Origin of the sequence: Streptomyces sp. NPDC006365 (assembly GCF_042870755.1) — a bacterium.
Lineage (GTDB): Bacteria > Actinomycetota > Actinomycetes > Streptomycetales > Streptomycetaceae > Streptomyces > Streptomyces xiangluensis.
The window spans coordinates 80,985-94,271 of record NZ_JBIAHS010000001.1 but is presented as its reverse complement, the minus strand read 5'-3'; the positions used below and the strand labels follow the sequence as shown (position 1 = coordinate 94,271).

The window sequence follows — 13,287 nt, the reverse complement described above, 5'->3', positions numbered from 1 at the left end:
CCGGACTAACCCTCGGTGGACACCGAACGGTTCGGCCGGCCCGACGCAACGCGCCGGGCCGGTCCGCTCCCCCGCCCCGACCCCAACGCCCGCTCCAAGTCCCGCCACAGATCCTCCACGTCCTCCAGCCCCACCGACAGCCGCAGCAACCGGTCGTTCACCCCGGACGTGCGGCGGTCCTCCGCGTCGACGATGCGGTGGCTGATCGAGGCGGGATGCTGGATGAGTGTGTCGACGCTGCCGAGGCTGACCGCGGGGGTGATGAGACGGACCCCGGCGATGACTTGGTGGGGGTCGCCGGAGACCTCGAAGGCGATCATGGCGCCGCCGAGCCGGGGATAGTGGACGCGGGTGACGCGCGGGTCGGCGGCGAGGCGGCGGGCCAGTTCCGCGGCGTTCGCGGACGCCGCACGGACGCGTACGGGCAGCGTGGCAAGACCGCGGAGCAGCAGGTAACCGGCGAGCGGGTGCAGCACACCGCCGGTGGCGAACCGGACCTGGCGCAGGCGGCGGGCGAACTCCTCGTCGCAGGCCACCACCCCGGCCATCACGTCACCGTGTCCGCCCAGGTACTTGGTGGCGCTGTGCAGCACGAGTCGCGCCCCCTGTTCGGCGGGCCGCTGGAGCACCGGCGTGGCGAAGGTGTTGTCCGCGAGCAACGGCACGGTCCCGCAGGCGTGCGCGATCGCCCGCAGATCGAGTTCCGCGAGCGTCGGATTGGCAGGTGACTCGACCATCACCAGACCCGTGTCCGGCCGCAGCGCGTCCGCGATACCGGCCGGGTCGACCCAGGTCACCTCGGTGCCGAGCAACCCGGCCGTCAGCAGGTGGTCGCTGCACCCGTAGAGGGGACGTACGGCCACGACATGCCGCAGGCCCATCGCGTTCCGTACGAGCAGTACGGCACTCAACGCGGCCATGCCGCTCGCGAACGCCACCGCGCTCTCGGTGCCTTCCAGCCGGGCAAGGGCCGTCTCGAACCGGGCGACGGTCGGATTGCCGAGCCGGCCGTAGACCGGCGGTCCCTCCAAGGTGGCGCCGTTCGCGGCGAAGGCGTCGATCCGGGCGGCCTCGGCGCGACTGTCGTACGACGGATAGGTCGTCGACAGGTCGATCGGCGGGGCGTGCAGCCCCTGCCGGGCGAGGTCGTCCCGCCCGGCGTGCACGGCCTCGGTGGCCAGGGCCCGCACATCGTCCGTCACGTCCGTTGCGTCAGCCATCACGTCGTACGCGTCGTCAAATACGTCCATGACCAGCAGCCTGAACAGTGGCCGGAGTACGGGCGCAAAATCCCGTGCTACGTTCGGGCGATGTCCGAATCCGTCGTACTCGATCCGGTGGACCTCCATCTTCTGCGGCTGTTGCAGAACGACGCACGGGCCACCTATCGCGACCTCTCCGCGCAGATCGGCGTCGCACCCTCGACCTGCCTGGACCGGGTGACGCGGCTGCGCCGGGCGGGCGTCATCCTCGGCCATCAGCTGCGGCTCGATCCGACCAAGCTGGGGCGGGGCCTTGAGGCGCTGCTGTCCGTGCAGGTCAGGCCGCATCGGCGGGAGCTGGTGGGGCCGTTCGTGGAACGGATCCGGGCGCTGCCGGAGTCCCGTACCGTCTTCCATCTCACCGGCCCCGACGACTATCTCGTCCATGTAGCGGTGGCGGACATGGCGGATCTGCAGCGGCTGGTCCTCGACGAGTTCACCTCGCGGCGCGAAGTGGCCCGTGTCGAGACGCGGTTGATCTTCCAGCAGTGGGAGTGCGGACCGCTGCTGCCGCCCGCCCCGCGCACGACCGGCGTGGAACCGGGCTGACGCGCACGGCTCCCGTATATCCGGCTGACGCGCACGGTCTCTCCGTATGAGGATGTCCGCATGTCAGAGACGAAGAGCCCGCTGCCCCGCGAGGTCGCCGACGCATACGTCGACGACCTCATCGCCCTCGACCCGGTCACCGGTACGTATCTCGGCGTGAAGGAGAGTTCCAGCAGGTTGCCCGACACCTCGCCCGCCGGTCAGGAGGCGCTCGCCGAGCTGGCGCGGGCGACGCTCGCGAGGCTCGACGAGGCGGAGCGGCAGCCGGGTGCGGACAGCGACATCGAGCGCCGCTGCGGACGTCTGCTGCGCGAGCGGCTGACCGCCGAACTCGCCGTGCACGAGGCCGACGAGGGGCTGCGATCCGTCGGCAACCTGGCCACGGTCGCGCACTCGGTGCGCGAGGTGTTCACCGTGACTCCGGCCCAGACGGACGAGGACTGGGCCGCGATCGCCCAGCGGCTGCGCGCGGTGCCCACGGCGCTGGCCGGCTACCGCGAATCCCTCGCTCTCGGCCTGGAGCGCAAGCTGTACGCCGGCCCCCGCCCCACCGCGACCTTCATCGGCCAGCTCACCGAGTGGTCGGACACGGACGGTGCGGGCCGCGGCTGGTTCGAGGACTTCGCGTCGGCAGGTCCCGCCTCCCTGCGTACGGAACTGGACGAGGCCGCCCGATCGGCGACCGCGGCTGTCGTCGAACTGCGCGACTGGATGCGCGAGGTGTACGCGCCCACGATCGAGGGCGCGCCGAACACCGTGGGCCGCGAGCGGTACGCGCGCTGGTCGCGCTACTTCAACGGTACGGATCTGGATCTCGACGAGGCGTACGCGTACGGCTGGTCCGAGTACCACCGCCTGCTCGCCGAGATGAAGACCGAGGCCGAGAAGGTGCTGCCCGGCGCCGAGACACCGTGGGTGGCGCTCGCGCACCTCGACGAGCACGGCCGGCACATCGAGGGCGTCGACGAGGTCCGCGACTGGCTGCAGGGCCTGATGGACCAGGCGATCGAGGCGCTCGACGGCACGCACTTCGAACTCGCCGAGCGGGTACGGAAGGTGGAGTCCCGCATCGCCCCACCGGGCAGCGCCGCGGCCCCGTACTACACGCCGCCGTCCGAGGACTTCTCACGCCCCGGCTGTACGTGGCTGCCGACGATGGGGCAGACCCGCTTCCCGGTGTACGACCTGGTGTCCACCTGGTACCACGAGGGCGTCCCCGGCCATCACCTCCAGCTGGCGCAGTGGGTGCACGTGGCCGGGAACCTCTCCCGCTACCAGGCCACCGTGGGCGGCGTGAGCGCCAACTGCGAGGGCTGGGCGCTGTACGCGGAGCGGCTCATGGACGAGCTCGGCTTCCTCACCGACGCCGAGCAGCGGCTCGGCTACCTGGACGCCCAGATGATGCGCGCGGCCCGCGTCATCGTCGACATCGGCATGCACCTGGAGCTGGAGATTCCGGCTGACTCGCCCTTCCACCCCGGCGAACACTGGACGCCCGAGCTGGCCCAGGAGTTCTTCGGCGCGCACAGCAGCCGCCCCGCGGACTTCGTGGAGAGCGAGCTCACCCGCTATCTCTGCATCCCCGGCCAGGCCATCGGTTACAAACTCGGCGAACGTGCCTGGCTGCTGGGCCGCGAGAACGCACGCCGCCGCCATGGCGCAGCCTTCGACGCCAAGGCCTGGCACATGGCGGCGCTGTCGCAGGGGTCTCTGGGCTTGGACGACCTGGTTGACGAGCTCTCCCAGCTCTGACTGCGCGGTGGGCGCGTACGTGCTGCCCGAGGTCTTCCCTCGGCAGCACGTACGCAGGGTCGACGTCAGGCAGGCCAGGCCGGGATCACATGGGACGAGCCTCTCACTGCCGGAACCCGCCCACCGAGTCGACGACCTGTCCGGTGATCCACTCGGCCTCGTCCGTGGCGAGCCAGGAGATGAGGCGGGCGGGGTCGTCGGGTATGCCCCAGCGGCCGGCCGGGAACATCGCGGCGACGGCCTCGTAGTCGTCGCCGGTCATGTAGTCCGTGTCGACGGGGCCGGGGTTGACGGTGTTCACGGTGACGGCGAGGTCAGCGAGGGCGGTCGCCAGGGAGCGGGTGATCGAGGCGAGGGCGCCCTTCTGGAGGGCGTAGGCGATCTCGCCCGGCATGCCGCCCGCGATGTCCTGCCCGGAGGTCATCATCACCACACGCCCGCCCGGAGTCCGCGGCGGGCAAGCGGCCCGCATCCGGGCGTAGGCCTGGACGAGCAGCAGCACGGAGCGGGTGTCGACCGCCCAGTGGGCGTCGAGCATCGCGGCGTCGATGGTGTCGAGAGTGCCGTCGTCGCCGGAGAGGGCGTGGTTGGCGACGAGGATGTCGAGACGCCCGCCGAGTGCGTCCGCGGCCCGTGCGACCAGTTCGGCGGGCACGGTCGGGTCGGACAGGTCGCCCGGACCGTCGACCACCCGCGCCTCCGGGTCCCCGAGCACCTCGCGCACGCCCTCGGCCACCTCCTGGGGACGGTCCGCACCCCACGGCATGGCGGCATCGTGCGGCACATGGTGGTGCAGATACAGACTCGCTCCGTACGCGGCAAGCCGCCGGGCCACGGCGTAGCCGATGCCTCCGCGTCTGCTGGCGCCGGTGACGAGGGCGGTACGGCCGCGCAGCGGCAAGGGGTCGCGGCGCAGTGATTCGGCGGTGGGGTGCGGGAGTTGGGGCATGGCGCACCATGATGGTGGGGCGGGCGCTCGGGCCGCACATGATTTTTCCACCGCGCCCTGATGCGGCCACAGGCCGCTCAGGGGCGCGGGACTGTATCGATTTGCGGCTCCGCCGCGTGGGCGCGACCAGCCACGACGAACCCGCAGCTTCCAACCGCATCCCCAGCGGAGCGCCTGGCGCCTAGCCCGCGACCCGCCGCAGTTGGACCAGCCCCAGCCACGTCTCGGGCCCGGGCTCCGCATACGCCGCCCGGACCGCGTACCGCCCGGCTTCCAGCGCGATCCGCAGATGCCCCGCCTTCTCGGCGTCGTTACCGGGCCACGCCGCGTCGAACAGGACCACGGCTCCCGGGATGTCCCAGTGGAGTTCCCGCTGCCACACCGCCGCGTCGAGCGCCGCCGGAACACCGGCCAGCAGCTGCCTCTCCGACTCCGCGGCGCACCACCGTACGAAGGTGCCGTGCTCGGGCAGATAGGCGGTCGAGGCGGGATCGTCGCCGAGGACGAGGGCCGTGGCGTTGCCGACCGGAAGCAGACCGATGTAGCCGTCCACGTCACAGGCCCGGTCGTAGTCGGACGCCAATTCGACGCCGTCCGCCCCCGTCCAGAACGGCAGCACCACCTCCGGGATCGCTATGAGGGGCCCACCGCCGGACTCCACCCACTCGACCGCACCTTGATCCGCGTGACTCACCATGCGGGAGAAGCTACACGCACCGGGTGACACGGAAATGGCTGTGTCACCCATGAGTCCCATAGGCAGCAGAGTGCTCAGCAGCCGCAGTCCGCCGCGTCGGCCGGTGCGGTCAACACGTCGGGCTTACGCCGCTCGTGGCCCTCCCAGGTCTCGAACTCGAAGCCCTCGCGCACCCAGTACTCGAAGCCGCCGAGCATCTCCTTGACCTGGAAGCCGAGTTGGGCGAGGGCGAGGGCGGCGCGGGTCGCGCCGTTGCAGCCCGGCCCCCAGCAGTAGGTGACGACCGGCACGGACTTGTCGAGGAGTTGCTCGGCCTGCTCGGGGATGAGGGCTGTGGGCAGATGGATCGCGCCGGGCACATGACCCTGGTCCCAGGACTCGGTGGAGCGGGAGTCGAGGACGACGAAGCCGGGGTCGCCGTCTGCCGCGAGCGTGGCGGCGACGTCGGACACGTCCGCGTGGAAGGCGAGGCTCGCGCGGAAGTGGGCGGCGGCTGCGGCGGGGGACGCCGGGGGCATGCGCAGAACCGGGTTCACGGCGGTGGTGGTCGTGGTGTTGCCGGTCGCAGTCGCGGTCTTGGTCACGGTGTGGCCTTCCGTCGGGTTTCGTGCTCAAGAATCTACGGCCGGTAATCCGCCCTTCTGAAGGGGCGATCCACGGTCTCACCCATGGTCAGCCGGGGATTCCTCTGCTATTCCTCGACCATGACCGCGTATTCCCCGGACGCCACCGACTGGCGCATCCTCGAGGTCCTCCAGCGCGAGGGCCGGGCCAGCTTCGCCGAGTTGGCCCGTGCCGTCTCCATGTCCGCGAGCGCGGTCACCGAACGAGTGCGCCGACTGGAGGAGGCGGGCGTCATCCAGGGGTACGCGGCTGTCGTGGACCCGGAGAGGCTGGGGCTGCCGATCCTCGCCTTTGTGCGGCTGCGCTATCCGACCGGGAACTACAAGCCGTTCCACGATCTTGTCGCCGCGACCCCCGAGATCCTGGAGGCGCACCACGTCACGGGCGACGACTGCTTCGTCATCAAGGTCGCGGTGCGCTCCATGAGCCACCTGGAGGAGGTGACGGGCAAGCTCGGCACGCTCGGCTCGGTGACCACGAGCGTCGTGTACTCGTCACCGCTGCCCCGGCGTCCCATCGGCCACTGATCCCGCTGCCCTGCCACCTCATCGCTCGCGGCCGCCGTCACCGCGCCGCCCGACCGGTCACCGCCCCCTCTGCCGTACGACCGACCCCGACCGCCCCTTCACCACCTCCAGCTGGGCGTGGATGCGGCGCCGCAGATCCGGTACGTGGCTGACGATGCCGACGCTGCGGTCGCGCTCCCTCAGCGAGTCGAGGACGTCGAGTACCTCGTCGAGGGTCTGGTCGTCGAGGCTGCCGAAGCCCTCGTCGATGAAGAGGGTGTCGAGACGGACACCGCCCGCCTCGTCGGTGACGACGTCCGCCAGGCCCAGCGCCAGGGCGAGGGAGGCGAAGAAGGTCTCGCCGCCGGAGAGTGTCGCCGTGTCGCGTTCGCGGCCGGTCCAGGCGTCGACGACGTGCAGTCCCAGGCCACTGCGGCCACGTCCGGCGCGGTCGTCGGAGTGAACGAGGGTGTACCGGCCGGAGGACATGCGCTGCAGGCGTGCGGTCGCGGCGGCGGCGACCTGTTCCAGGCGGGCGGCGAGGACGTAGGACTCCAGGCGCATCTTGCGTTCGTTGTCCGCGGAGGTGCCCGCGGCGAGGGTGGCGAGGCGGGCCACGCGGTCGTACTCCTCGCGCAGCGGACCGAGTCGGCGCACGGACGCGGTCGCCCGGTGGGTGAGCCGGTCGAGTTCGGTGCAGCGCCGGGCGGCGGCGTCGCGGGCCGAAGCGGCCTCGCGGACCCGGCGGGCGGCATCGGCGGCGGCCTGTTCCGCGGCGGCGAGGTCGGCGGGCGGCTGCTGGGCGGCCTCGGCGGTGTCGGCCTCGGCGAGTACGGCCCGTACGGCTGCCTCCTCCTGTTGCCAGGCGTCGAGCCGCCGTTGGAGGTCGCGGTGAGCCGCGTCGTCGAGGAGCGCGGCTGCCGCGGCCTGCGGCGTGTCGAACCCGGCGCGGAAGGCCGCGTCGGCGAGTCGCGCGTCGGCGTCCTTGAGCCGCTGCGCGGTGTCCGCCGCCAGGCGCGCGGCCTCCGCGGCCTCGGTGAACTGCGCCGCCTGCCGCTCCAGTTGCGCGGCCCGCGCCGATACGCTGCCCGCGGCGCCCCTGGCCTGCGCCAACTCCTCCGCCAGTCCTGCCCCTTCGCGGTCGAGGGTCTCCCGGCGCGCGGCGCGTGAGGCGGCGCGCAGCGCGGCTTCCTGACGGGCGGCGAGCCGCCGCTCGTGCTCGCGCTCGGCCTGTCTCAGGGCCTCGCTCGCCGCGTGCAGACCGGAGGCGGCTTCGCGCGCCTCGGCGTGTTGCCGCGCCAACTCCTCGGCCTGCTCGGCGAGTTGCGCGGTGGGAGCGTCGCCGGCCTCGGCGGTCGCCGCGGCCAGCGCCTCGCGTACGACGCCGAGCCTCCGCTCGGCCTCGGCGCGCTGCTCGTCGGCCTCCTGATAGGCGACGAGCGCGGACTCCTCCGTCTGCTGGTCCACATGTCCGGCGATCTTCCGGGCGGGCGCCGGGTGTTCGGTGCCACCGCAGACTGCGCAGGGTTCGCCGTCCACGAGAGCGGCGGCGAGTTCCGCGGCGATGCCCTTCAGGCGCTGTTCCTTGAGGTCGAGCCAGTGGGCACGGGCGTCGGCGGCGTGCTCTCGCGCGGCGAGCACGCGGGCGTGGGCGTCTTCCGTGTCGCCGGCGAGCTGGTCCCGCAGCCGCGCTGCCTCGAGCCGCGTCCGGGCGGGCTCGCGCTGTACGGCGAGTTGCTCGGCGCGAGTGGCGCCCTCCTGCGCCGATTCGATGCGCGCCTGGTGCCCGGCGTGGGTGGTCTCCCAGGAGGCGAGCCAGCTCTCCGCATCCTGGAGCACGTCCTCGTCGGCGCGCTCCTGGCGGTCCAGGGCCTCGCGCTCGGTGGCGAGTTCTGCCAGCCGGTGCTCGGCCCGGCGGGCCGATTCCAGGCCGCCCAGTTCCTCGGCGGCCTTGCGTGCGGCAGCCGCGAGGCCACTGGCGCCGGCGTCGGCGAAAGTCTCCGGGATCAGCGCACGCGCGTGTGTCTCGTCGGCAGCGGCCCGCCGGTGCTCGGCCTCCGCGGCGTCGCGCAGGGACAGCGCGGGCGCCACGGCCTCGGCCTTGCGAGCACGCTCCATCCGCGCCCGGGCCTCCCCGTGCGTACCGGAGTGCTCCTCCAGGCGCGCGGCCCGCTCCCGCGCCTCGGTGAACCGCTGCTGCAACCGCGCCACTTCGCGTACGTCACCGAGAACGCGATCCGCCTCCGACTGCGCCGACTCGGCGGCTTTCTGGGCGCAGTGCGCAACGGTGAACCGTTCGCGTGCGGTACTGCGGGCGATCGCGGCCCAGGACAGTACGGACTCGGCGAGCCCTGTGTCTCCGGGCGCCACATCGGGCAGCGGCAGCTCCACGATGTCCCCGGCGGCCTGCTGCATACGGTGCGCGTCAGCGAGTAACTCCGCGTCCCCTTCGCGTACTTGGGCCTCCGCCGCGCGCCGCAGCTCGGCCAGGCGCTGCTCGACGGCCGCGAAACGGCGGGTGTCGAAGAGGCGGCCGAGGAGCTTGCCGCGGGCCTCGGCGTCGGCCCGCAGGAAGCGCGCGAAGTCGCCCTGCGGCAGCAGTACGACCTGGCAGAACTGCTCGCGGTTCATGCCGAGCAGCTGCTTGACCTCCTCACCGATCTCCTGGTGGGAGCGACTGAGGTCCTTCCAGGAGCCCGCCGACGCGTCGTACTCGCGTAGCCGGCTCTGCGGCTTGTCGACGGTTGTGCCCGGCCGGTTCCCCTTTTTGGGACGCTCCCAGGGCGGCTGCCTGGTGATCTCCAACCTCCGCCCGGCGACGGTGAGTTCGAGCCGGATCTCGGTACGGGTGCCGGGCGCGGCGTGGTCACTGCGCAGCGTCATGCCCTGGCCGCTCTGCCGGGCGCCCGGCACCGACCCGTACAGGGCGTAGCAGACCGCGTCCAGCACCGAGGTCTTGCCCGCGCCGGTCGGCCCGTGCAGCAGGAAGAGCCCGGCGGCCGACAGCTCGTCGAAGTCGACCGCCTGGGCGCCGCCGAAGGGCCCGAACGCGGTCATGTGCAGCCGGTGCAGCCTCATCGGGCCACCTCGTGGACGGCCTCGTCCGCGCGTACGGCGTCGAACGCGTCACGGAGCACGGCCTGTTCGCGCGCGTCGGGTCCCGCGCCGCGCACATGGGCCACGAAGTCCTCCGCGATCTCCTGGTCGCTGCGTCCCGCCAGCCGCCGGGCGTACGAGACGTCCGGGTCGTCGGGCGCCCGCTCGGGATCGAAGACGAGGCTCAGCGTGTGCGGGAAGCGCTCGCTGAGCCGTGCCATGGGGTCGGCGGGGTGCACCGGGTCGGTGAGGGTCGCCTCGACCCACGCCTCTTCGTGCCGGGCCAGCTCCGGGTCGGCCAGCAGGTCCTCCAACCGCCCTCGGACACGGGCGAGAGCGCGCGGTACGGGGCAGTCGATCCGCTCGGCGTCGAGCGAACCGTCCGCTCCCAGATCGACCAGCCACATGCTCTTGCGATGGTCGGCCTCCGAGAAGGAGTACGGCAACGGGGAGCCGGAGTAGCGCACGCGCTCGGTGATGGTCTGGCTGCCGTGCAGATGACCGAGTGCCGCGTAGTCGACCCCGTCGAAGACCCCGGCCGGTACGGCGGCGACCCCGCCCACCGTGATGTCCCGCTCGCTGTCACTGGCCTCGCCCCCGGTGACGAAGGCATGCGCGAGGACTACGCAGCGGGTTCCCCCCGCTCGCGTGGCGAGGTCGGCGCGGACCCGCTCCATCGCCGCCGCGAGCACCGCCTCATGACCGGGCTTCTCGACTCCGAACTCGTCCTTCACCAGGGCTGGTTCGAGATACGGCAGCCCGTAGAAGGCCACGTCGCCGTGGGCGTCGGCCAGCACCACGGGCGTGCCGCACGCCGAAGGCTCGGTCCGCAGATGGATGCCCGCGCGGTCGATCAGCCCGGCTCCCACCCCCAGCCTGCGCGCCGAGTCATGGTTCCCGGAGATCATCACCGTCGGCACACCGAGGTCGGCCAGCCGGTGCAGGGCGTCGTCGAAGAGCTCGACCGCGGCCAGGGGCGGCACCGCCCGGTCGTACACGTCCCCCGACACGACCACCGCGTCCACCCCGCGCTCGCGCACGGTCGTGACCAGGTGGCCGATGAACTCGGCCTGGGCACCGAGCATGTTCACCCGGTGGAACGCCCGGCCGAGATGCCAGTCGGAAGTGTGCAGCAGCCTCATGATCCCCGAGACTAACTGCCGGGTCGGACATCACGGGCGGCTACTGCCGTATCGGTCCGGCGCCCGGAGCCGGACCGAGAGTGTCCGCCCCACCGGTAGCGGCGCACGTGCCTGCTGTACTCCTTCCTGAGCAGGCGGGCGGAGACGCCCTTGAGGCTGTTGACCAGCTTGGACAGCTGGACCTTCGGCGGTAGTGCTCCAACAGGTGTACGTGGTCGTGTTCGCCGTTGAACTGCTTCAGCCCGGCCTCGAAGTTGCACCTGTACCGGATGGGCGGCGCGCCCGTCCCGGCTGCCGGGAGGGCCGTCGTCAAGCGCCCGTGCGGCGTCAAACCGACCGCCGCAAGGTAGGTGGGAATCTCCTTCCTGAGGCTTGCCAAAGGCAGGAGATCACTTCACAACGCGGACACTCAGATCGGCGTCGGCGGCGAGGAGGAGCTCACCCCGGAACCGTCACCGTCATGAGCCGGCGTCCCCATACGCCTCTCCCCCCAGCTCGAACCCCGCCGTCCCCGCCGTGGCATCGGCCAGCCACGCCCGGAACGCCTCCACGTCCGCGTCCGGGAGGGCGATCTCGAGGGTGACGGCCTCTCCGTAGCGGACGTCGCGTACCTCGCGCCCGGTCGACCGCAGGTCGTTCTGCACCTTGCCGGCCCGCTGGTGGTCGACGGTGACTGTGGCGAGACGGAAACGTTTGCGTGTGATGGTGCCAAGGACGTCCAAGGCCTCGCCCACCGCTCCCCCGTAAGCGCGGATGAGTCCGCCCGCGCCGAGCTTGACGCCGCCGTAGTAGCGGGTGACGACGGCGACGACGTACCGCAGGTCGCGGCGCAGCAGCATCTGGAGCATCGGGACACCGGCCGTGCCGCCGGGTTCGCCGTCGTCGCTCGCCTTCTGCACGGAGGCGTCGGCGCCGATGACGTACGCGAAGCAGTTGTGCGTGGCGTCCGCGTGCTCCTTGCGGACGGCCGCGATGAACTCCTGGGCCTCCTGTTCGGTGGCCGCCGGGGCGAGCGCGCACAGGAAGCGGGAGCGGTTGACTTCGGTCTCGTGCACGCCTGCGCGGGGCACCGTGCGGTACTCGTCCTGCATCGGGCCAGCGTATGTGCCGCACGCGAAGGTGCCGATCGCGAAGGTGCTGCACGGGAAGCGCTCCGCACGCGCGCGTGCGTCCCGTCGGGCCGCTCGGTGCGGAAGCTCAGGGCGGAGGTCAGCCCTTCTTGCCCGGCTTCGTGCCGCGCGGCACGGTCATGTCGGTGAGCAGCGCCATGCCGGGTCCGAGGGAACGCCAGGTGTCGCCGTACCAGGTGAGGACAGCGATCGCCGACGTCGGGAATTTCGTGCGGACCTCGTCCAGCGCGTCGTTGAGGCTGTCCCCGGCCAGGGTGAGCACCAGCTCCTCAAGGCCGGGGTTGTGCCCGATCAGCAGCAACGTCCTGACCTCGTCGGGCACTTCGCGCACCGCTGCCAGCAACTCCGGCACGTCGGCCGCGTACAGCCGCGGATCGTGGCGTACGGGAGGAGGTGTGGCCCATTCGGCGGCGGCCAGTTCCCAGGTCTGGCGGGCGCGCAGGGCGGTGGAGCAGAGCGCGAGATCGGGCACCCAGTCGGCGGCGGCGAGCGCGCGCCCGGCAGCCGGGGCGTCTCTGCGGCCACGCGGTGCGAGCGGTCTTTCGTGGTCGGCGACGCCGTCCGGCCAGGCCGACTTGGCGTGCCGCAGGACGACAAGGCGGCGCCACGGGGGCGCTCCGGCGGGCGCGTTCATGACAGGGTCCCGCGGCCGATGTCACGGGTGAGTTCGAGCCCGAGGAGGCGGTCGGCGTAGGCGTACGTCTCGAAGCGGGCGCCGTCCGGAACGGTCTGGGACGTCGCCACCCGGCGCAGTACGTCGAGTACGGCGGGCACGTCCAGGTCGTCCTCCCAGGCGGCGCGCAACTGTTGGCGTACGGGATCGGGGATGGGACTGGACGGATGTGTGGCCCAGGCGGCGACGGCTCCCCGCCAGTGGCTGAGGACCTTCTCGGCGTCGGCCAGGCCGGCCGGGCCGAGGCTGAGGTGTTCGTGGCGGGGCCGCGCGAGCAGGGCGAGACGCAGGGCGGAGGGCTCGGGCTCCTCGCTCCCCTCACCGGCCTCGCGAACCGGACCGCTCTCGTCATCGGCCGGGGCCTCGTCGTGCACGGGGGCGACCTCGACTCGTACGCCGTCCGGCGCCTCGTCGCCCTCGCCGCCGCCCGGTCCTTCCGAAGCCGCGACAACACGGAGCACCTGTGCCTCGCCCAGCGCCGGTTCGCCGGCCCGGTGGTCCTCGAACGGCCGGATGCCGAGGGCCGAGGCGCGTTCCCGGAGTTCCGCGTGCCCTTCAAGGGCGGTCAGCACCGTCCAGACGGGCGTCCCGTTGAGTTCCAGGGCGCGTACGAGTATGTCGGCGACCAGGAGCACCCGCAGGCCGGTGGTGTCGGCGCGCGGCACATGGGCCTCGACGCGGGTCAGGCCCCGGCGGGCGGGGGCGGCGTCGGCGGGTTCGCCGGTTCGGGCGTCGGTGATACGGAGCACGGGGTGAGCGTAGGCCCGTGAGCGGCTGGGCGCAGGGGGACGTGCGTCATTCGGGAGCCGCGCGGTGGTGGACGTGGCCGACACGCGGTCGGCCCGTGCCCATCCGGTCGGCGGTGCCTCAGGTGGGAGTGTCCGGTCTGCGGCACTATGGTCCTGTG

At 72.3% G+C, this 13,287-nt stretch carries 12 protein-coding genes and 1 pseudogene; 3 read left to right on the top strand and 10 right to left on the bottom strand.

Annotation, left to right across the window (positions count from 1 at the left end):
• Nucleotides 1–5: 5 nt before the first annotated feature.
• A complete protein-coding gene (locus ACFYO0_RS00490; protein WP_388670776.1) occupies nt 6–1,220 on the bottom strand; it encodes a trans-sulfuration enzyme family protein in 1,215 nt (404 codons plus the stop codon).
• 90 nt (nt 1,221–1,310) lie between these two features.
• On the opposite strand from ACFYO0_RS00490, the gene ACFYO0_RS00485 reads away from it, so the two are divergent.
• Both ACFYO0_RS00485 and ACFYO0_RS00480 read left to right on the top strand, forming a co-directional pair.
• Nucleotides 1,311–1,811 carry an Lrp/AsnC family transcriptional regulator gene (locus tag ACFYO0_RS00485; RefSeq protein ID WP_388668293.1) on the top strand — a complete coding sequence of 167 codons (501 nt, stop codon included), beginning with the start codon at nt 1,311–1,313 and terminating at the stop codon, nt 1,809–1,811.
• A gap of 60 nt (nt 1,812–1,871) precedes the next feature.
• Nucleotides 1,872–3,563 carry a DUF885 domain-containing protein gene (locus ACFYO0_RS00480; protein WP_388668290.1) on the top strand — a complete coding sequence of 564 codons (1,692 nt, stop codon included), beginning with the start codon at nt 1,872–1,874 and terminating at the stop codon, nt 3,561–3,563.
• 103 nt (nt 3,564–3,666) lie between these two features.
• Here ACFYO0_RS00480 and ACFYO0_RS00475 read toward each other — a convergent pair whose 3' ends face one another.
• From ACFYO0_RS00475 to ACFYO0_RS00465, 3 genes are all read right to left on the bottom strand, one after another.
• Nucleotides 3,667–4,512, bottom strand: a complete 846-nt coding sequence (locus tag ACFYO0_RS00475) for an SDR family oxidoreductase (RefSeq protein WP_388668288.1) — start codon at nt 4,510–4,512, stop codon at nt 3,667–3,669.
• A gap of 181 nt (nt 4,513–4,693) precedes the next feature.
• Nucleotides 4,694–5,209: an immunity 21 family protein gene (locus ACFYO0_RS00470; protein ID WP_388668285.1), complete on the bottom strand. Its 516-nt coding sequence runs from the start codon at nt 5,207–5,209 to the stop codon at nt 4,694–4,696.
• 74 nt (nt 5,210–5,283) lie between these two features.
• Nucleotides 5,284–5,727, bottom strand: a complete 444-nt coding sequence (locus tag ACFYO0_RS00465) for a rhodanese-like domain-containing protein (protein ID WP_388670773.1) — start codon at nt 5,725–5,727, stop codon at nt 5,284–5,286.
• 186 nt (nt 5,728–5,913) lie between these two features.
• Between ACFYO0_RS00465 and ACFYO0_RS00460 the strand changes: the two genes are divergently transcribed.
• Entirely contained in the window at nt 5,914–6,360 is a 447-nt protein-coding gene (locus ACFYO0_RS00460; protein WP_352370563.1) for an Lrp/AsnC family transcriptional regulator, read from the top strand.
• A gap of 57 nt (nt 6,361–6,417) precedes the next feature.
• On the opposite strand, the gene ACFYO0_RS00455 is transcribed toward ACFYO0_RS00460, so the two are convergent.
• From ACFYO0_RS00455 to ACFYO0_RS00430, 6 genes and pseudogenes are all read right to left on the bottom strand, one after another.
• Nucleotides 6,418–9,417 carry an AAA family ATPase gene (locus tag ACFYO0_RS00455; RefSeq protein WP_388668282.1) on the bottom strand — a complete coding sequence of 1,000 codons (3,000 nt, stop codon included), beginning with the start codon at nt 9,415–9,417 and terminating at the stop codon, nt 6,418–6,420.
• A complete protein-coding gene (locus tag ACFYO0_RS00450; protein ID WP_388668279.1) occupies nt 9,414–10,577 on the bottom strand; it encodes an exonuclease SbcCD subunit D in 1,164 nt (387 codons plus the stop codon). The genes ACFYO0_RS00455 and ACFYO0_RS00450 overlap by 4 nt, the downstream gene beginning before the upstream one ends.
• Before the next feature lie 83 nt (nt 10,578–10,660).
• A pseudogene (locus tag ACFYO0_RS00445) lies at nt 10,661–10,833 on the bottom strand (transposase); the annotation flags it as partial.
• A 202-nt stretch (nt 10,834–11,035) separates the two neighbouring features.
• Nucleotides 11,036–11,668: a YigZ family protein gene (locus tag ACFYO0_RS00440; RefSeq protein WP_388668276.1), complete on the bottom strand. Its 633-nt coding sequence runs from the start codon at nt 11,666–11,668 to the stop codon at nt 11,036–11,038.
• 118 nt (nt 11,669–11,786) lie between these two features.
• Nucleotides 11,787–12,341 carry a SixA phosphatase family protein gene (locus tag ACFYO0_RS00435; RefSeq protein WP_388668273.1) on the bottom strand — a complete coding sequence of 185 codons (555 nt, stop codon included), beginning with the start codon at nt 12,339–12,341 and terminating at the stop codon, nt 11,787–11,789.
• Entirely contained in the window at nt 12,338–13,129 is a 792-nt protein-coding gene (locus ACFYO0_RS00430) for a hypothetical protein (RefSeq protein ID WP_388668270.1), read from the bottom strand. Before ACFYO0_RS00430 ends, ACFYO0_RS00435 begins: the two co-directional genes overlap by 4 nt.
• Nucleotides 13,130–13,287: the final 158 nt, after the last annotated feature.